The 17,765-nt window shown below is 73.9% G+C and carries 23 protein-coding genes; 10 read left to right on the top strand and 13 right to left on the bottom strand.

What is annotated here, in order from left to right; translation table 11 throughout:
* Positions 1–49 precede the first annotated feature (49 nt).
* The 3 genes from J0910_RS15770 (at position 50) to J0910_RS15760 (ending at position 2,290) form a co-directional block, all read left to right on the top strand.
* Positions 50–904 (top strand): VOC family protein, encoded by an 855-nt coding sequence (locus J0910_RS15770; RefSeq protein ID WP_420159271.1) that lies wholly within the window; start codon positions 50–52, stop codon positions 902–904.
* A gap of 73 nt (positions 905–977) precedes the next feature.
* Complete coding sequence (locus J0910_RS15765; protein ID WP_420159270.1) at positions 978–1,583, top strand: TetR/AcrR family transcriptional regulator; 606 nt, start codon at positions 978–980, stop codon at positions 1,581–1,583.
* A complete protein-coding gene (locus tag J0910_RS15760) occupies positions 1,580–2,290 on the top strand; it encodes a GAP family protein (RefSeq protein WP_420159269.1) in 711 nt (236 codons plus the stop codon). Before J0910_RS15765 ends, J0910_RS15760 begins: the two co-directional genes overlap by 4 nt.
* A 42-nt stretch (positions 2,291–2,332) precedes the next feature.
* On the opposite strand, the gene J0910_RS15755 is transcribed toward J0910_RS15760, so the two are convergent.
* Positions 2,333–3,853, bottom strand: coding sequence for an amidase (locus tag J0910_RS15755; RefSeq protein WP_420159268.1), 1,521 nt, complete (start codon positions 3,851–3,853; stop codon positions 2,333–2,335).
* 76 nt (positions 3,854–3,929) lie between these two features.
* Entirely contained in the window at positions 3,930–4,532 is a 603-nt protein-coding gene (locus J0910_RS15750) for a TetR/AcrR family transcriptional regulator (RefSeq protein ID WP_420159267.1), read from the bottom strand.
* A 105-nt stretch (positions 4,533–4,637) separates the two neighbouring features.
* Between J0910_RS15750 and J0910_RS15745 the strand changes: the two genes are divergently transcribed.
* Complete coding sequence (locus J0910_RS15745) at positions 4,638–5,276, top strand: YHS domain protein (protein WP_420159266.1); 639 nt, start codon at positions 4,638–4,640, stop codon at positions 5,274–5,276.
* A gap of 315 nt (positions 5,277–5,591) precedes the next feature.
* Here the strand turns inward: J0910_RS15745 and J0910_RS15740 are convergent, their stop codons facing one another.
* The 3 genes from J0910_RS15740 to J0910_RS15730 form a co-directional block, all read right to left on the bottom strand.
* A complete protein-coding gene (locus tag J0910_RS15740) occupies positions 5,592–7,229 on the bottom strand; it encodes an alkaline phosphatase D family protein (RefSeq protein ID WP_420159265.1) in 1,638 nt (545 codons plus the stop codon).
* 279 nt (positions 7,230–7,508) lie between these two features.
* The gene (locus tag J0910_RS15735) at positions 7,509–7,694 is read right to left on the bottom strand and encodes a DUF397 domain-containing protein (RefSeq protein ID WP_420159264.1); all 186 of its coding nucleotides are present in this window, start codon (positions 7,692–7,694) and stop codon (positions 7,509–7,511) included.
* The gene (locus J0910_RS15730) at positions 7,691–8,503 is read right to left on the bottom strand and encodes a Scr1 family TA system antitoxin-like transcriptional regulator (protein WP_420159263.1); all 813 of its coding nucleotides are present in this window, start codon (positions 8,501–8,503) and stop codon (positions 7,691–7,693) included. The genes J0910_RS15735 and J0910_RS15730 overlap by 4 nt, the downstream gene beginning before the upstream one ends.
* 166 nt (positions 8,504–8,669) lie before the next feature.
* Here J0910_RS15730 and J0910_RS15725 point away from each other — a divergent pair, with 166 nt between their 5' ends.
* From J0910_RS15725 to J0910_RS15715, 3 genes are all read left to right on the top strand, one after another.
* Positions 8,670–8,912, top strand: a complete 243-nt coding sequence (locus J0910_RS15725) for a hypothetical protein (RefSeq protein ID WP_420159262.1) — start codon at positions 8,670–8,672, stop codon at positions 8,910–8,912.
* Positions 8,909–9,172, top strand: a complete 264-nt coding sequence (locus J0910_RS15720; protein WP_420159261.1) for a hypothetical protein — start codon at positions 8,909–8,911, stop codon at positions 9,170–9,172. Before J0910_RS15725 ends, J0910_RS15720 begins: the two co-directional genes overlap by 4 nt.
* Positions 9,173–9,262: 90 nt before the next feature.
* Entirely contained in the window at positions 9,263–9,967 is a 705-nt protein-coding gene (locus tag J0910_RS15715) for a GNAT family N-acetyltransferase (protein WP_420159260.1), read from the top strand.
* A gap of 147 nt (positions 9,968–10,114) precedes the next feature.
* Here J0910_RS15715 and J0910_RS15710 read toward each other — a convergent pair whose 3' ends face one another.
* Both J0910_RS15710 and J0910_RS15705 read right to left on the bottom strand, forming a co-directional pair.
* A complete protein-coding gene (locus tag J0910_RS15710) occupies positions 10,115–10,627 on the bottom strand; it encodes an SRPBCC family protein (RefSeq protein ID WP_420159259.1) in 513 nt (170 codons plus the stop codon).
* Complete coding sequence (locus J0910_RS15705; protein WP_420159258.1) at positions 10,624–10,929, bottom strand: ArsR/SmtB family transcription factor; 306 nt, start codon at positions 10,927–10,929, stop codon at positions 10,624–10,626. Before J0910_RS15705 ends, J0910_RS15710 begins: the two co-directional genes overlap by 4 nt.
* A 216-nt stretch (positions 10,930–11,145) precedes the next feature.
* Here J0910_RS15705 and J0910_RS15700 point away from each other — a divergent pair, with 216 nt between their 5' ends.
* Positions 11,146–11,553: a RidA family protein gene (locus J0910_RS15700; RefSeq protein WP_420159257.1), complete on the top strand. Its 408-nt coding sequence runs from the start codon at positions 11,146–11,148 to the stop codon at positions 11,551–11,553.
* Positions 11,554–11,637: 84 nt separating this feature from the next.
* Here the strand turns inward: J0910_RS15700 and J0910_RS15695 are convergent, their stop codons facing one another.
* Together J0910_RS15695 and J0910_RS15690 are read right to left on the bottom strand one after the other, a co-directional pair.
* The gene (locus J0910_RS15695; protein ID WP_420159256.1) at positions 11,638–13,221 is read right to left on the bottom strand and encodes an FAD-binding oxidoreductase; all 1,584 of its coding nucleotides are present in this window, start codon (positions 13,219–13,221) and stop codon (positions 11,638–11,640) included.
* A 306-nt stretch (positions 13,222–13,527) separates the two neighbouring features.
* Complete coding sequence (locus J0910_RS15690; protein ID WP_420159255.1) at positions 13,528–14,484, bottom strand: threonine ammonia-lyase; 957 nt, start codon at positions 14,482–14,484, stop codon at positions 13,528–13,530.
* A gap of 139 nt (positions 14,485–14,623) precedes the next feature.
* Here J0910_RS15690 and J0910_RS15685 point away from each other — a divergent pair, with 139 nt between their 5' ends.
* Positions 14,624–15,094: an Lrp/AsnC family transcriptional regulator gene (locus J0910_RS15685; RefSeq protein ID WP_420159254.1), complete on the top strand. Its 471-nt coding sequence runs from the start codon at positions 14,624–14,626 to the stop codon at positions 15,092–15,094.
* A 137-nt stretch (positions 15,095–15,231) separates the two neighbouring features.
* Here J0910_RS15685 and J0910_RS15680 read toward each other — a convergent pair whose 3' ends face one another.
* Together J0910_RS15680 and J0910_RS15675 are read right to left on the bottom strand one after the other, a co-directional pair.
* A complete protein-coding gene (locus J0910_RS15680; RefSeq protein ID WP_420159253.1) occupies positions 15,232–15,591 on the bottom strand; it encodes a hypothetical protein in 360 nt (119 codons plus the stop codon).
* Positions 15,592–15,700: 109 nt separating this feature from the next.
* A complete protein-coding gene (locus J0910_RS15675) occupies positions 15,701–16,306 on the bottom strand; it encodes a hypothetical protein (protein ID WP_420159252.1) in 606 nt (201 codons plus the stop codon).
* Here J0910_RS15675 and J0910_RS31315 point away from each other — a divergent pair.
* Complete coding sequence (locus J0910_RS31315) at positions 16,289–16,630, top strand: CPBP family glutamic-type intramembrane protease (protein ID WP_474646595.1); 342 nt, start codon at positions 16,289–16,291, stop codon at positions 16,628–16,630. The genes J0910_RS15675 and J0910_RS31315 overlap by 18 nt on opposite strands.
* A 61-nt stretch (positions 16,631–16,691) precedes the next feature.
* Here the strand turns inward: J0910_RS31315 and map are convergent, their stop codons facing one another.
* Positions 16,692–17,474 (bottom strand): type I methionyl aminopeptidase, encoded by a 783-nt coding sequence (gene map, locus J0910_RS15665; protein ID WP_420159250.1) that lies wholly within the window; start codon positions 17,472–17,474, stop codon positions 16,692–16,694.
* Between the two features lie 74 nt (positions 17,475–17,548).
* Positions 17,549–17,707: a hypothetical protein gene (locus tag J0910_RS15660; RefSeq protein ID WP_420159249.1), complete on the bottom strand. Its 159-nt coding sequence runs from the start codon at positions 17,705–17,707 to the stop codon at positions 17,549–17,551.
* Positions 17,708–17,765 lie beyond the last annotated feature (58 nt).

Here is a 17,765-nt window from a genome sequence, read left to right as displayed (position 1 = left end):
CCTACCGTCGGGCCCGGAGCGCGAACGGACCCGCGAAAGGATGTCGGACATGGCAGAGCAGGACCGCTACCCCGCCGGTGTGCCGTGCTGGGTGGACCACTCCTCGCCCGATCCCGAGGCGGCGGCCGCGTTCTACGGCGAGGTGCTGGGGTGGGAGTTCACCCCGGGGAGGCCGGCCGGGCACCGGTTCACCGCCCGGCTGGGCGGGAGCGAGGTCGCCGGGGTCGGCATGCCCGATCCGGCCCCGGCGGATCCGGCGCGGTGGACCACCTATGTGCGGGTCGGCAGCGTGGACCGGGCGCTGGGCCGGGTGGTGGAGGCCGGGGGAGAGGAGCGCACCCCGCCCCGGGAGGTGGAGGGGGCGGCCCGGGTGGCGCTCTGCACCGACCCCGGCGGAGTGGTGTTCGGCCTGTGGGAGGCGCGCGGCCTGGACGGGGCGCGGGTGGTGAACGCCCCCGGGTCGTGGAACTTCAGCGGCCTGGTCGGGGTCGCCGCCGGTGCCGCGGAGGCGTTCTACGGCGCGGTGTTCGGCTGGAAGGTGCGGAAGGCGGACCTCGGCGGCGAGACCGCGCTGATGTGGTGCCTCCCCGGGTACGGCGACTTCCTGGAGCGCAACGTCGACCCGGGCATCCGCGAGCGGCAGGCCGGGGCGCCCGAGGGCTTCGAGGACGCGGTGGGCCGGCTGCAGCCGCTGCACGGCAGCGGCATCGCCGACGGCCGCCCGCGGTGGAACGCCGAGTTCACCGTCGCCGACGCGGAGGGGGCGCTGGAGCGCGCGGTCCGGCTGGGCGCGGTGGTCACCTCCCCGCCGGTGGACCTGGGCGGGATGAAGTCGGCCTCGTTCCGCGATCCGCAGGGCGCCGACGTCTCGATCAACGGGTTCCACCGCCCGCCGGCCGGCTGACCGGAACCGGCCGGTGCCGCTCTCCGGCGGTACGGGACCGGCACCGATAAAAATATTGCGGTAATATTTTTTCATGGCACGTACCGCAGACCATGACGAACGCAGGCGGCAGGTGGCCGAGGCACTGCTGCGCACGGTGGCCCGCCGGGGCCTCGCCCGGACCACGCTGGTCGACGTCGCGGAGGAGGCCGGGGTATCGGTGGGCCTGGTGCAGCGCTACTTCCGCTCCAAGGCCGACCTGCTCCGCTTCGGCGTGGAGCACGTCTATGAGCGCAGCGCGGCCCGGATGGCGGAGATCGAGCTCGCGCCGCCGATCCGCGACCTGATGCTGAAGGCGACCGAGACGCTCCTGCCGCTGGACGAGGAGCGGCGCACCGAGCTCGCGGTGTGGCTGGAGTTCATCGCCGCCTCGCTCACCGACCCGGAGATGGCCCGGATCCACCGGGAGGCCACCCGCAAGGTCATCGACGGAGTGGCCGACGGGCTGGACGGCGCCCGGGAGCGCGGCGAACTCCCCGCCGACCTGGACCCGCGCGCCGAGGCGATCGCACTGGCGGCCTTCGTGGACGGCCTCGCCCTGCACCACCTCGCCACCGGCGGGGAGTTCGGCGCCGAGGCCGTCCGCGCCGCCCTGACCGGCTACATCGACCGGCTGTTCGGCACCGGGGGGAACCGGTGACCCCCGGGCTGGCCGCGATCCTCGCCGGCCTGGCGCTGCTGGACAGCATGAGCGTCGGCACGCTGTTCATCCCGGTCTGGCTGATGCTCGCCCCGGGCCGGATCCGCCCGCTGCGGTTCGCCGCCTACCTGGCCACGATCGCGGTCTTCTACTTCCTCCTCGGCGCGCTGATCAGCCTGGGCGCGGGGGCCGCGCTCTCCGGGGCCGCCGGCCCGGCGGGCGGCCCCTCCTCGGGGCCCTCCCTGCTGCTCCGGGCCGGCATCGGCGCCGCCCTGCTGGCCGGCGGCGCCGTCCTGGAGTGGCGGGAGCGCAGGCGGGCGGACCGCCCCCGGCGCCTGGCCCGGTGGCGGGAGCGGGCCATGACCGGCGGCGGCGGAGCGGCCGCCCTGATGGCGCTGGCCGTGGCGGCGGCGCTGCTGGAGGTCGCGACGCTGCTGCCGTTCCTCGGCGCCATCGGAGTCATGGCGGGCATGGGCCTGAGCTGGACGGCGACGGCCGCGGGGCTGGCGCTCTACTGCGCGATCATGGTGGCGCCCGCGGTCGTGCTGTTCCTCGGCCGGACCTTCGCCCACTCCTTCATCTCCCCCTACCTGGAGCGGTTCGACGCCTGGTCGGCCCGGAACGGCGGCAAGGTCATCGCCTGGGCCCTCCAGGGCCTCGGCGGCTACCTGCTGGGCAACGCCCTGCTGGTGCACCTCTTCGAGTGATCCCGCGGCGGCCCGGGCGGGGACGGCGCCCGGACCGCCGCCTCACGGGTGCGCCGGTTCGGGGTGCCGCGCCTCGGGGGCCGGCACCCCCTCCGGGCGGCGGTGGGACCAGGGGCGGGCCTCTTCCAGCTGGGAGGCCAGGCGGAAGAGCAGCCCCTCGCCGCCCTGGGCCGCGATGAACTGCACGCCCAGCGGCAGGTCGCCCGGGGTCCAGTGCAGCGGGACCGACATCGCGGGGACGCCGGTCAGGTTGGCGGTCAGGGTGAACGGGGTGGCGGTGAGGTTGTTGACCACCTCGGTGCCGACCAGGCCGGTGGCGGCGACCAGGCGCTCGGCGCGGGTGCGGACCAGCAGCCGCTCGGCGGCCCGCAGCCACGGGGGCGGGTCCAGGCGGCCGACGGCCACCGGCGGGCCGGCGATGGTCGGGGTGAGCAGCAGGTCGTGGCGGGCGTGGAACTCGGCCAGGGCCAGCACGTGCCGGTGCCAGCGCTCGTTGCCCCGGACGTAGTCGGCCGCGCTGAGGGTGCGGCCCATCGCGGCGAGCATCAGGGTGTCCGGTTCGAAGTCCTCCGCGCCGCACCCGGTCTGCTCCCGGACCCCGTCGACCAGGGCGGCCATCGAGCCGTACCACAGGGTCGTGAAGTCCTCGGTGAGGGCGCGGCCGTCGATATCGGGCTCGGCTTCCTCGACGTCGTGGCCGAGCACCTCCAGCAGGGCGGCGGCCTCGCGCACCGCCTCCACCGCCTCCGGGTGCACCGGGGTGCCCAGCGGCGAGCGGGCGGTGAACCCGATCCGCAGCCGGCCCGGGTCCCGGCCGACCTCCTCCGAGTAGGGCCGGTCCGGCGGGGCGATCGGGAACGGCGAGGACGGCTCCGGGCCGGCCACCGCGTCCAGCAGCGCGGCGCTGTCGCGCACCGTGCGGGTGAGCGCCCCGTTGACCGCCGCGCCGTGCATCGGCTCGCCCATGCCCGGCCCGAACGGCACCCGGCCGCGCCCGGGTTTGAGGCCGAACAGTCCGCAGCAGGCCGCCGGGATGCGGATCGACCCGCCGCCGTCGTTGCCGCCGGCGGCCGGCGCGATCCCGGCCGCCACGGCCGCCGCAGACCCGCCCGACGAGCCGCCGGGGGTGTGCCCGGGGTTCCACGGGTTGCGGGCCGGGCCGAACTCCCGGGACTCGGTGACGCCCTTGGCACCGAACTCGGGCACGTTGGTCTTGCCGAACGGCACCAGGCCCGCGTCCAGCCAGCGCCGGACCACCTCGGCGTGGCGCGGTACCGGCACGTGCCGCAGCGCCCGGCAGCCGGCCGACGTCGGCACCCCCGCGTAGTCCTGGAACAGGTCCTTGAGCAGGAAGGGGACGCCGGCCAGCGGGCCGCCGAGCGGGCCGGCGGCCCGCTCCCGGGCCTCGGCGTACATGGGCAGCACGATCGCGTTCAGCCCGGGGCCGACCTGCTCGGCGCGCGCGATCGCCGCCTCCAGCAGCTCGGACGGGGCCGCCGCACCGGACCGCACCAGCCCCGCCAGTCCGACTGCATCGTGTTCCATGTACTCGTCGACTCGCATGGTCGGGAACCTAACACGGCCGTGCAACCGGTTCTAGTCGGCCGGGCGGCGCGGCGCCGGGGCGGCGCACCCCCGGTCAGCCGGTGCGCAGCTCGCCCGCCCGCGCCGCGGCCAGTGCGATCCGCGCCGCCCGGTCGGCGGCCGCGCGGTCGACGGGCTCCCCGCTGACCAGCAGCCGGAAGTAGAGCGGTGCGGCGAAGGCCTTGACCACCTCGTGCGGGCCGGTGCCCTCGGGCAGCTCGCCGCGGGCCACCGCGCGCAGGACGACCGGCTCGGCCCGGCGCAGCCGGTCGCCGAGGACCCGGCGCCTTATCCCGGCGACCTCCGGCAGCCGCGCCGCGTCGGTGCCCAGCACCGCGGCGATGACCCGCCCGGTCGGCCCGCCGAGGGTGTCGGCCAGCGAGCGGGCGAGCACCTCCACGTCGCCCTGGACCGATCCGGTGTCGGGGATGGGCACCTCGTCGGCGACGCGCTCGGACAGGGCGTCGACGACCAGCCCCTGCCGGTCCTTCCAGCGCCGGTAGACGGTGGTCTTGTGCACTCCGGCCCGGCGCGCGACGCCTTCCACCGCCAGTTCGGCGTAGCCCTTCTCGGCCAGCTCGGCGATGGTCGCGGCGAGCACCGCGGCGCGCACCTTGGGGCCCCGGCCGACGACCGGCCGGTGCGGACTCTCTTCCAATGCAACTCCCTGTTGCGTTACGGGGTAGGGGTATGCGACATTCTCATTATCGCAACTCGGAGTTGCGATGTATCCGCGGACCACGCCCGAACCGAGGAGGTTCCCGTGTTCTTCATCGAGGTCTTCATCCCCAAGGGGTCGCTCGACCCCGAGCGCCGCCGCCTGCTGATGCAGCGGCTCGGCTCGGTCGACGAGCTGCTGATGGGCGAGCCCATGCACCCCGAGGCCGAGCGCACCATGCGCTCCTGCTACCAGGCCGTCCTGCACGAGCAGGAGATCTGGACGGTCGGCGGCGCCCTCTGGACCGAGGGGGACCCGGCCCGCTACGTGGTCCGGCTGCAGGTCCCCGGAAGCTGGCGCAAGGAGATGGCCGAGCACCTGATCCCGATCTTCCTGCGCATCATCGGCGAGATCGACGGCGACCCGGAGGGCGTGGCCGGGGAGCCGCGCGCCCTGGTGCACGCCGTCGGCGTCCCCGAGGGCTCGGTGGGCGTCTTCGGCGGCCCGATGCGCTCCGAGGACCTGGGCCTCAAGATCGGCCAGTCCTTCCGCGAGGCCCGGCGGCGCGGCGAGACCGAGCCCGGCCCTCGGCCCGGCGCGGTCTACGACCCGATGTGCGGGATGACCATCGACCTCGCCACCGCCGAGTTCACCCTGGAGCACGGCGGCGAGGTCTACGGCTTCTGCTGCGACCCCTGCCGGACCTCCTTCCGGAAGGAGCTGGAGGAGGCCCCCGCCGGGTGACCGGGCGGACGGGCGGCGGAGCGCGCCCCGGCGGCCCGCCCCGGACGGGGGGCGGGCCGCCGGGGCCGCCCGCACGCCGCCCCGGCGGACGGAGCCTTCGACCTGCTCTGCAGCGCCGAGGCCGCGCAGCGCTCCCGCGCCCCGGACGCCTCCGCCACCGGCCTGGACGCGGCGCACCCGCCGCCCGGCCTGCTCGACCACTCCACCGCCACCGCGGAGCGGCCCCGGTCGGATGGGCCCCGGCTTCCCCGGGCGGTCCGCCGCCCGGCGGCGGAGGCGGGGCGGCCCCGCCCCCCCTGCCGGCCGGGCCGCCGGTCAGGGCCGGGGCCGCACCCCCGGGGTGCCGGCGTCGATGGTGAACCGGGCCCGGTCGCGGATCGGGGAGCCCGGCTCGGAGACGTAGTCCAGGGTCCGGTAGACCGCGGTCCACTCGGTGGGCGTGACCGTGTTGCGGACGTAGCCCCGCCGGCGGTTGATGAACTTGATGTGCGGGTTCTCCCGGAGCTGGACCGCGTCGCCGGGGTTCTGCTCGGCGCCGTCCCGGCCGCTGGTGAAGGAGGTCCCCACCAGCTCGGTGGCGACGGTGGCCGAGTCCGGGTCGCCGAAGTCGGCCTTGACGTCGCACACGTAGTTGGCGTGCACGTCGCCGGTGATCACCACCGGTCCGGGCGCCTCCGCCAGCCGGTCGCGCACCTCGTCCCGCTCGACCGTGTAGTTGTCCCAGGCGTCGTTGCTGAAATTCGTCGGCGCCCCGTCCGCGAAGTCCCGCTGGGAGAAGAAGACCTGCTGGGCCAGGACGTTCCAGCGGGCGGCGGAGCCCTCCAGCCCGCCGAAGAGCCACCGCTTCTGCTCGGCCCCCAGCAGGGTGCGCGAGGGGTCGTCGCGCCGGTCGTCGCTGACCTGCACGCTGCGGTACTGGCGGGTGTCGAGCAGGTGCACGTCGAGCAGGTCGCCGAAGGAGAGGCGGCGGTAGAGCCGCATGTCGGCGCGGTCCGGGCGCTGGGCCGAGCGCAGCGGCATGTGCTCGTAGTAGGCCTGGAAGGCCCGCGCGCGGCGGCGCAGGAACTCCTCCGGGGGCACGTCGTCCTCGGCGGAGGTGTCGTCGGCCCAGTTGTTCTCCACCTCGTGGTCGTCGAAGACCACCGCCCACGGGAAGGCGGCGTGCGCCGCCTGCAGGCCCGCGTCGGTCTTGTACTGGGCGTGCCGGATCCGGTAGTCGGCCAGCGATTCGGTCTCCCGGGCGGGGACGTGCGGGCGGCCGATCTCCCCGGCCTCCCCGGTCTCGTAGATGTAGTCGCCGAGGAAGGCCACCAGGTCCAGGTCCTCCTCGGCGAGGTGCGCCTGGGCGGTGTAGTGGCCGTGGGTGTAGCTCTGGCAGCTGGCGAACGCGAAGGCGAAGGAGTCCAGGCGGGATCCGGGCGCCGGGGCGGTCGCGGTGCGGCCGACCGGGCTGATCTCGCCGCCGGCGCGGAAGCGGTAGAAGTACCGCGCGCCGGGGCGCAGCCCGCCGGCCTCGACGTGCACCGAGTGGGCGCGGTCCGGGCGGGCCCGCACCGAGCCGGAGGCGACGACGCCGCGGAAGCGCTCGTCCTCGGCCACCTGCCACTGCACGTCGACGGTCCGGTCCGGCATGCCGCCGCGGCCGTCCTCGGCGAGCGGGTCGGGGGCGAGCCGGGTCCACAGGATGACGCTGTCGGGGAAGGGGTCGCCGGAGGCGACTCCGAGGGTGAACGGGTCGGACATGGGGGGTCCTCCTCGGGGGGCGGTGTCCGCGCGCGCCTCGGTCGCGGTGAGCGTACCCAGTGCGGCGGCGCCCAGTGCCAGTGCGCCTCCCACCAGCACGCCGCGCCGCGACGCGCCGGGCCCGGCGGCGGGGGAGGCGGAGCAGGAGGGGGAGGGGGAGGCTGAGGGGGAACCCGGGGCGGGGGAGGGGGGCTGGGGGGTGCCCGGCATGCAAGGTCTCCTCGGAGTAGCGGAGAGCCCGCCCCGGCGGGGCGGGCGGGACCGTGCTCCATCCCGTCATGGAAGCCTGGACGTCCCAACCACCGCCCGGTGAACGTTGGCCCCGGGGAAGTGGCCGGTGGGTTACGCACGGTCGCCGGGCATGGGCGTACCGTGCCACCGGTTCCGGCAAACCCGGTCAAAGCGGCGCAGTTCAGTGGCGCTCGGCCAAGATCCGGGTGGACACGGCCCGGCCTGCGGGTGACCGACGGCGCACCGCCGCCGGCCGGGTCAGAGGCCGTCGATGTCGGCGACCAGAGCGGCCCATTCGCCTGCGGGGAACTCCAGATGGCCGAGCCGCCGGTTCTCGCTGTCGCGGATGAGGGTCCTGAACCCTTCGCTGACCTCTACACACGTGTTCGTGTTGGCACCGCTGTAGCTCGACGTGTGCCACCCGCGCCGCTGGTCGCCTCTCATCGAAGTCCCTTCCTGATCTCCTTGATCCGCTCCGCGGACCGCCCAGGACTGTCCGCCTCGCCCACCAGGTCGAAGAACGTGTTCAGGCAGCGGTTCACCTCCTCGACCGTCTGAGCGAGACTCTCACCGAAAAGGTGATCCACATGTGCTACATGCCGCGCATTCGGCAGGGTCATCACGCGGAAGCTTCCGTCCAGCCCCGGGCGCATCATCGCACTCGCCGGAAGCAACGATAGCCGGATCACCCCCTCCTCAGTCAGCCTTATGAGGTGATCGAGCTGATCCTTCATGATCTCGGGCGACCCGAGTATTCGGGTCACCACCACCTCGTCCAGGGCGAACCACAGATCCGGAGGGGGGTCCCCCAAAGCGCTCAGCCGCGCTACACGGTTCTTCGCCAGCCGCTCTATCTGCTCCGCGCTGCGCCGGGGAGCGCCTGGGCGCCGCATCAGCGCCGAAGCGTACCCGTAGGTCTGTAGCAGCCCGGGGATGAGAGTCATCTGATACTCACGGATCTCCGTCGCCTGGCGCTCCAGGGCGATGAAGTCCTTCCATTCGTCGGGGACGGCGCCCACTCGAGTGATATCGACCCACAGGGCTTCGAGAACCCCGCCTGTAGCAAGAGCCGAGTCCAGCTTCTGCGCATCCTCCCTCGATGGAGTCCGTGTCGCTTTCTCGAGCTTTCCTATCTGCTGCCGAGAGCGGGCCACCATCGCCCCGACTTCTCCCTGGTTCTTCCCTGCCAGGGAGCGCAGCCGCTCAAGTTCACGCCCCCACCGCGCCCATGTATCGAAAACCTTTTCGCCCATGGATACAGAATGAACCAAGCGGCCCATTTCAGCTACAGCGTCTCCAAGAAGAACCAAAGATGTATCCCTTATGGCAGGTCAGTGACTGTAGCGCCATCCTCGAATCATGAAACGGCGGGCACGGCGAATTCGCCCGTATGTGCCGAAACCCAATCGAGGGGGCGTAATGTCCGAACCCGATATCAAGGTCGGCCGGTACGGAACCACACTGACCCTCCCCGGCGGCGTGGTGATCTCCCACCACCCCTCCGACGATCCGTACGGCTACCAGATCCGCAGGGGAGGCGAACTCGTCCTCAGGTGGGGCGCGCGCGCCTTCGCGCTCCGCCTCCTCCACGAGGAGGTCGGCTACCCCGCGGACGAGGCGGAGAGGTACCTGGCCGCCGTCGACCGGGGAGAACTCCCGTGACCGCGCTGAGCGGAGAGAAAGCGGTCCTCCCGCGCACCCCGCACGAGGTCCCGCCCCGGGGGGTCCTCCGCAACCGGCAGGACGACCACCTCGTCTACCGGCTGCGCGCGGACGCCTCCGCCGTGGACACCTGGATCGTCTCCCCGGTCGGGGAGCTCTGCGCCACCGGGCGGATGAGCGCCCTCGGCTACCGGCAGGCGATCGTGTGGGACCTCATCCCCTCCTGGGGCTGGTCCCGCGAGATCGAGGCCATCCCCTGACCCCGGCCGGACCGGGCGGGAGGGGCCGGGGCGCCCTTCCGGCCGAATAATGTGATGCGCGCCGCACCGGCCGCCCCTAGGGTTGCGCCCATGCCGACGACCGCCCCGCCTCCGTCCCCCTACCCCCCGCTGAACGTGCGGGTGCACACGCCCCGCCTCTCCCTGATGGGGGCGACGGACGAGCTCCTGGAGCGCCTGCTCCCGGTGGTCCGCAAGGGCGTGGCCACCGGGCCCCCGTGGCCCTTCGACGACCCGATGTCCCTCTACGAGGACGGCCCGGAGCGCGAGTGGAGCTGGCTGCGGAGCGTGTGGCGCGGCCGGGGCCGGGTCGGCGCGGACCTCTGGCGCCTGTACTTCGTCGTGGTCGCCGACGGCGAGCCGGTGGGCATGCAGGATCTGACCGGCACCGACTTCGCCCTGTACGGAACGGTCTCCACGTTCTCCTGGCTCGACCCGGACGTGCGGGGCGGCGGCCTGGGCAAGGAGATGCGGCAGGCGGTGCTGCACCTGGCCTTCGACGGGCTCGGGGCCCGCGAGGCGGGCAGCGACGCGTTCTTCGACAACCACGCCTCGAACGGGGTCTCCGAGGCCCTGGGGTACGCGCCGAACGGCGTCACCTGGGACACCCGGCGCGGCGAGCCCGCGGAGATCAGGCGGTGGAGGCTGACCCGCGAGCGGTGGGCCGAGCGGCGGCGCGGCGACATCGAACTCGCCGGGGTCCGCGACTGCCTGCCGGTCCTCGGGATCGATCCGCCGGCCCCGGACCGGGCGGGAGGTTCGGGCGCCGCCCGCTGAAGCGGCTCCCGCCCCCTCCGGAAGGAGGCCGGGCGGGACGGGCACCGCCCCCCGGGTGGGCGCCCGCCGGGCGGCCGCCCCCTCCCGGTGCGGGGAGGGGGCGGCCCCTGCGGCCGGCGCCCCGGTTCCGCCCGGAGGGGCGCCCGCTCAGGCGGCGGCGTAGTGCTCGGCGAGCGGGCCGTAGCCGTCCCAGACGTCGTCCCAGAGGCGGCCGGCGCAGTGGCGGTCCAGGACGTCGAGGATGACGTGCCAGCCGACGGCGAAGTCGGCGGCGGGCTCGCGGAGGAGCTCGCGGTGGGTGAGCAGCAGCCGGGTCCCGGAGTCGGCCCGCTCCAGGCGCCAGGTCACCACCGAGGGCGGCTGGCCGTCCCAGAACCAGGTGTGCTCCAGTTCGGCGGCCCCGCCGTCCTCGCCGGGCGGGCGCAGCGCGGTCACCTCCCCGGTGGCCGCGCCCTCCTCGCCGAAGTCGTAGCGGACCTTCCCGCCGACGCGGGGATCGATCCGGCAGCCCTGCATCCAGACCGCGAGCTTGTCCGGGTCGGTGAGCGCGGCCCAGACCGCGTCGACCGGGTGGCGCAGGGTGCGGTCGAAGCGGATGCGGAAGGCGCCGTCGTCGCCGATGCCGAGAGTGCCGGCGCCGGCGGGCGGTGTCGTGGTCATACCGTTCCTTCGTCGAGAGCCGTTTCCAGGGAGTCGAGCGCGCGTTCCCAGCGCGCCGCCTGGGCGGAGAGCCAGTCGCCGGCCTCCTTGAGCGGGGCCGCCCGCAGCCGGTAGATGCGCTGCGTCCCCACCCGCCGGACCTCCAGCACCCCGCCGTCGACGAGCACGCCGAGGTGCTGGGAGACGGCGGGGCGGCTGGTGTCGAAGTGCGCGGCGATGGCGCCCGCGTTCAGGTCGCCGCCGGACAGGAGTTCGACGATGCGCCTGCGGGTGGGGTCGGAGAGGACGTCGAGCGCTGACATGCGATCAATGTAAGCATTTTCTTACATAAGAGCAAGGGGAGGGGCGCGTCCTCCCCCTTCTCCCGTCCCGGCGCCGCCGGGGGCGGCGGAGCGGCGGCGAGGCCCTGAGCGGAGGGAGAGAAGGCGCCGCCCGCCCCGAACACACCGGAAAGGCCGGCGTTCCACGGCCCGCTATCGTTTCCCGCGATCGGTTCACGACGACGACGAGGAGCGGCCATGGCCGTCACGCTGTTCAACCCGGACGGGTTGCCCAAACCCGATGTGTACCGCCAGGTTGCGATCGCGGAGGGGTCCAGGATCGTCTTCCTGGCCGGCCAGGTGGCCCGGGACGCAGAAGGCCGCCCGGTGGGCACCGGCGACTTCGCCGCACAGGTGGAGCAGGCTTATCTGAACGTCGGCCGGGCGCTGGCCGAATGCGGCGGCTCCTTCGACGACGTGGCGAAGCTGACGGTCTACGTCGTCGACTGGACCCCGGAGAAGTACCCGCTGCTGGGCGAGGGGGTGGGCCGGGCCGCCGAGAAACTGGGGGTGGACCCGGTCAAACCCATCACCCTGATCGGCGTCGCCGCGCTGGGCGAACCGGACATCATGGTCGAGGTCGAGGCCACCGCGGTACTCGACTGAGCCGGGGCGGCGCCGCCCCGGCCCAGGGCGGAAGGGCCGCGGCGCCGCCGCCGGGGGCAGGGGCGGCGCCGCTGCGGCCCGGTCTCACCGGCCCTTGGGGCGGACCGACTGGTGGTGCCGGAACACGTTGTGGGGGTCCCAGTCCGACTTCACCTGCTGCAGGGCCTTGTAGGCGCCCTTGTAGTACAGGACGGGCCAGGGCTCGGCGGCGCCGTCCGCCTCCGGGCCCGGCAGGTCGCCGTCGGGGTAGTTGATGTAGCAGCCGTCGGTGTTGTGGTCGCCCTTGCCGGAGTAGGTCTTGGGGACCCCTCCGGTGGCGCTGAACACGGCCTGGAAGGTCTGGCGGATCCAGTCGACGTAGTCCTTCTCCTTCTCATCCCCCGGGAACCAGTACACCTGGTACTGCATCTTCAGGATCGAGTCGCGCTGCGGCACCGCCGTCGCCGTCGCGAGCTCCGGGTCGTTGATCGCCGACCCGTAGGAGTCGATCTGGATCAGGGAGTCGGGGTTGCGGTACTTCTCCGGCTTGAACCGCTCCTTCCCCCTGCCCAGGTGGTCCCACATGGCGTCGATCTGGGCGTCGGTGAAGGGCTTGCGGATGTAGGCCGACTTGTACTTGCCGCACCGGTTCTCGCCGGAGCCGTTCAGGGACTGGGTCGCGGTGAGCCACGGCAGCCGCCGGGGCCGCTTCATCCGGGCGATCGGCGGGTGCTCGCCCATCGTGCTCCGCTGCTCGGTGGCGGTCGGCCGGATGCCGCCGTCCACCGTCCGGATGAAGTGGTCCATGGCCTCCTTCGCGCCCTCGATGCCCGCGTCGAGCTGGACGGTCATGCCGATCTGCCCGTTGCTCGCGTGGTTCAGCTTGAGCATCGCGAACAGGCGGCCCTCCGGGGTCTCCGGGTCCTGGTGCTCCTGGAAGTAGGTGCCGAACGCGGTCACCAGCGCGTGGAAGTCGCTCTTGTCCTTGAAATCCGCCCAGTCCCAGGCCAGTGCGGAGAGCAGCACCTCGCTCGGGGGCTCGGGAACGTCCCGGAACCAGAAGCGGGTGACGACGCCGAAGTTGCCGCCCCCGCCGCCGGTGTGCGCCCACCACAGGGCCTTCTTCTTGGGATCATCGTCGTCCCTGGCGGCCGTGACCAGCTCGACGCGGTGGTCGTCGCGGACGACGGCGACCTCGACCGCATAGAGGTAGTCGACGGTGAGCCCGGACTGCCGGGACAGCAGGCCGAAGCCGCCGCCGATGATGTGCCCGCCCAGCCCCACCGAGTAGCAGGAGCCGCCGGGCAGGGCGAGGCCGGTGGCGGGGTAGAGGTGGCTGTAGACGTGCCAGTTGGTCGCGCCGGCCTCGACGCAGTACGCCTCCTTCTCCTCGTCGTAGTGCATCCCGCACATCGGGCTGACGTCGATGATCACCCCGACGTCGTCGCTGCACACGAAGTCCTCGTAGCAGTGGCCGCCGGAGCGGACCGTGATGCGCCCGTCCCGCCCGTTGGAGGTCTTCTCCAGCGCCTCGGCGAGGGCCTCCCGGGTCTCCTCCGGCGTGCCGACCACCATGATCTCGCTCGGGCGGGCGATCCAGCGCTGGTTGAAGCCGCGGCTCAGCGAGGGGTAGCGCGGGTCGCCGGGTCCCACCCTGTTCTCCGCGGAAAGGGCCGTTTTCTCTGCCATGGGGCCACCTAAAAAGAACGGCGTACGAGGGAAGCGGTCTCTGCCCTACCCTTCCGCGCTCCCCGCCCAATCGCCCTTTCCCTCGCCCCTGCCGGTTGCGGTCGACCGGTTTCCCGGAACGGCCGGCCGCCCCGGTTCCGAGGGAGGTCCGGCGCACCGGAGACCCTGTCGTCCGCGCCGGTCGGAGCGGGCGCGGCGCCTTTCCCCGCGAATCCGTCATCCCGCTCCATCGCCTGACGGAGGAGACATTCCCTCCGGGAAATGGAAACGGTTATACCGCCGACCCGGAACCGCCCCCGATTCGGGTCATCCCCCCAGGCCGCGGAAGTGCTCCAGGTCGGCGTTGGCCCCGGTGATGACGGTGGCGACCGGGCCGGGGACGCCGTGCGCCCCGATGGCGGCCAGGCCCGCGGCGCCCGCCGGCTCGGGCAGCACGCCCAGGGTCTCGGCGGCCAGGTGCATCGCCGAGCGGATCCGCCCGTCGTCGACCAGGAACACCTCATCGACCAGGGCCCGGGTGCGGCGGACCGACTCGGGGTGCGGCCGGGCGATGGTGATGCCCGCGGCGAAGGTGCTGGACGGGGCGACCGGCTCCGGGACCCCGGTGCGCCAGGCGCGGGCCAGGGCGGGCGCGGCGGCCGCCCCCGCGCCGATGATCCGCACGCCGGGGGCGTGCGCCCTGATCCACCGGGCGACCCCGGTGATCAGCGCGCCGTCGCCCAGCGGCAGCACCACCGCGTCGAACCCGCCGGTGCGCAGCAGTTCGGCGCCGATGGTGCCGGCCCCCTCGGCGACGGCCGGGTCCCGGCCGTCCTGCAGGAACACCCGGTCCAGGGCGTCCGCGGCGTAGGCGGCGCCCGCCGCCTGGAAGTCGCCGTCGACCCGGTGCACCCGGGCGCCGAAGCCCTCCATCCGCCCGGTCTTCAGCGGCGAGGCGGTGGCGGGCACGAAGACCGTCGCGGCCATCCCGCGGCGCCGCGCGGCGTAGGCCACCGCCTGGCCGAAGTTCCCGCCGCCGGAGGCGCAGACCAGCTCGGCGCCGGTCGGCGCCTGCGCGGCCGCGAACTCCGCACCGCGCCCCTTGAAACTGCGGAGCGGGTTCAGCGTCTCCACCTTGACCAGCACCGGGCGCCCCAGCCGCTCCTCCAGGGAGGCCTCCCGGTACTGCGGGCCGTCCAGGAACACCGGGTCGATCACCTCCCGCGCCCGGGCGATGTTCTCCAGGTCCAGGTCGGCGGCGCCCTCGGTTCGGTTCTGGGGCATGGTCGTTCGGTCCCTCCCGGTCTGCGGATGCGGGCGGCGCGCCGGGCGGCCGGACCTCCCGGTGCGCTCGACGGCCACGCTAGGCCGAACGGCCCGGGCGCCGATTGAATGTTTCCGGCCCCGCGTGCAAGATTCTTGCGTGCGCACCGATGCCGACCTCGACGACCTGGACCGCCGCCTGCTCGGCCTGCTCCAGCGGGACGCCCGCCGTCCGCTGCACGAGCTCGGCGACGAGGTGGGGCTCTCGCCCAGCGCGGTGCAGCGGCGGCTGAAGCGGCTGCGCGCCTCCGGGGTGATCCGCGCCGAGGTGGCCGTGCTCGACCAGCGGGCCCTCGGCGTCGGCCTGGGCTCGGTCGTGCTGGTGGCGCTGGTCGACGACGACCCGGAGCGGCACGCCGCGTTCCGCGCCCGGCTGCGCGCCGAACCGGCGGTGCAGCAGTGCTTCGGCATCATCGGGCAATGGGACTACGTGGTGCTGCTGCTCTCCCGGGACATCGCGGAGAACCGGGAGCTCTCCGCCGAGCTGTTCGGCCCCGGGACCGGGGTGCACCGGTACGAGACCCTGCCGGCCTACGAGACGGTGAAGTCCGGGCTGGCCCTGCCGCTGTAGCCCCCGCCCGGTCACCGGGCCCCCGCCCCCCGCACCGGCGGCAACCCGCTCGACCGCGCGGAGTACATGGTCCGGCTCGACAACGCGGGTTCGCGGCGGGCCTGAGCCCCGGCCCGGACGGCGGCGGAAGACGGCTCCTAGAGGGCGGCCCCGGTGCGGGCCTCCTCGGCCGCGCGGCGGGCCGCCCTCCACACGGGCCTGTTGCAGGCGCACCGCTTCTTCAGCACGACCGGGAGGACCAGGGGCCAGAGCAGAACGGCGAGGACGAGGTTCCTGCCCCTCCGCGCGGGCGTCGCGTCCTGGGCCCTCTGCGCGGAGTCCCGAAGCATCGCCAGGTACTCCTGGCACCGCACACTGCATCCCTGCTCGGGGCGCAGGTGGCGGCAGGCCTCGGGGGTGCGTCTCACCCGGCCCCGGAGGGCGAGGGCCGCTCCGACCCCGAGGTAGGCGGCGCTGAGCGCCGAGGCGGCCAGGAGGACGGCAACGGGTGGGGGCACTGGTCTCCTCGGTTCTCATCGGCCGGGGCCGTCCCCGCGCACGCGGGGAGAACCCTGGTCGACCTGGGAATTCTTCTCCTCAGGCGTGTGTTCCCGCAGCCTCCCCTCCTCACTGCGCGTTCTCGGCGGCCTCGTAGAAGGAGAGGAAGCCGGTCAGCAGCTCGGGCGGGTTCGCCGCCTTGGTGAGGGCGGTCTCGGTGTCACCGCGGAACATGTCGTACAGGACGATCGGGACCGGGCGGCCCAGGATCCGCTCCAGGCTGCCGCTTTCGTGGAGGTGCCGGGCCAGGTCCACGCAGAGGTCGTCGAAGCGGGAGGTCAGACGCTCCTCCGCGTCCTCGCCGGCGTCGATGCCGCCGTCGGCCTCCTCCCCGTGGCCGCCGTAGCGCACGCCCAGGGCCTCGGCCTCTCGGACGAGAAGGGCGGTTCCCTCCGGGTCGGCCTCGTGGTGGCCGATGAACGCCTCCCGCTCGACGTCCAGCATCCAGTGGGCGTAGAGCCAGCGCACCTCCAGCGGGTCGGGGGAGGACCGGTGCTCCATCTCGTACCGGTAGTGCGACTCGGTGTTGTAGCCGAGCGCGAGGTAGGGGCGCCGAGGGTCCTGCTCGGTGCTGTCCAGCCGCATCCCGACGAGGTAGATCTCGGCCCTGGTCTCGGCGGGTATCCGGGCCAGGGCGTCCTCCGCCGTCCGGCGCAGGTGTTCGGCGAAGGACATCGCCCCTCCTCCAGGGTCGCGTTTCCGGGGCCGCGTTCGGGCGGTGAGCCTACAGCTCCCGGGTGTCAGCCGTTCGGGGACCGCCGTCGGGGCCGGCCGGGCCGGAGCCCGGAGGCGCCAGCGCCCGCGCTCCTTCCGGCGCTGCTGTTCGCCGCCTGCCACGCCCCGCTCGCCCTGGTGCTCACCGACGCGGGGCCGCCGCTCCTGCTGTTCACCCTGTACGTGGGGCTGATCTGCGCGCTCCTGCGGATGCGCCGCGGCGTCGTGCCCGCCGCCGTCGCGCACGGACCGGCGATCTTCCTGATCGGCGCGGGGCTGCTCTAGCCGGGCCGGCCGGCCGCGTCGATCGACCGCGGGAAGGGGGATCGGCCGGCGCGGGCGGCCCTCACGGCCGGGCCCGCTCCGGCAGGGTGAGGATCTCGGCTCCGTCGTCGGTGATGGCGATGGTGTGCTCGCTGTGCGCCGTCCGGCAGCCCGTCGCGCTCCGCAGCGTCCACCCGTCGGCGTCGACGACGAGTTCGGCGGTGTCGGCCATGACCCACGGCTCCAGCGCCAGCAGGAGCCCGGGGCGCAGCCTGTGCCCGCGGCCGGGCCGCCCGGTGTTCGGGACGTGCGGGTCCTGGTGCATCGTCGATCCGATGCCGTGCCCTCCGAACTCGGTGTTGATCGGGTACCCCGCCTCGCCGAGGACCGTGCCGATGGCGTGGGAGACGTCGCCGATGCGGGCCCCGGGCCCGGCGGCCGCGATGCCCGCGGCCAGCGCGCGCTCGGTCGCGCTGATCATCGCGGCGTTCTCCGGGGGCTCCGCGCCGCCCACGGTGAAGCTGATCGCGGCGTCCGCGGCGACTCCGCGCACGGAGACGGCGAGGTCGAGCGTGAGCAGGTCGCCGTCGGCGAGCGTGCGGTCGCGGGGCCGCCCGTGCAGGACGGCGTCGTTGACGCCCGTGCAGATGTAGTGGCCGAACGGGCCGCGCCCGAAGGAGGGCGCGTAGTCGACATAGCAGGACTCCGCCCCCGCCCCGATGATCATGGCCTTGGCCCACCGGTCGATGTCCAGCAGGTTGGTGCCGGCCGCGCTGCGGCTCTTCAGCGTCTGCAGGATGTCGGCGACCAGGGCGCCGGCCTCTCTCGCGCGGGCCAGCTGAGCGGGGTTCAGGATCTCGATCATCCGGCGCCCTCTCCATGGGATCGATAATTGGACTGGCCATACTATACCAGCCATAGAATCGATCGGGCTGCCGTTCACCCCTGCGGGAACCGGTCGAGGAGCAGCGCGGACCCGGCCGGCAGGACGCCGGAGAGGAGGGACGCGGCGATCGCGATCGAAGCGGCGCCGCCCCGGGGCGGCGACCCGCTCCCGCATCCCGACCAGGCCGTGGCCGCGGCCGGTGGCATCGTCACCGGCACAGTCGCGGACGGTGTCGGACCATCCCCGCGCACGCGGGGAGCACTCCGGGGG

The sequence above is a fragment of the Nocardiopsis oceanisediminis genome, from assembly GCF_048595525.1.
GTDB lineage: Bacteria > Actinomycetota > Actinomycetes > Streptosporangiales > Streptosporangiaceae > Nocardiopsis_A > Nocardiopsis_A oceanisediminis.
This window is presented reverse-complemented; position numbering and strand designations above follow the sequence as displayed.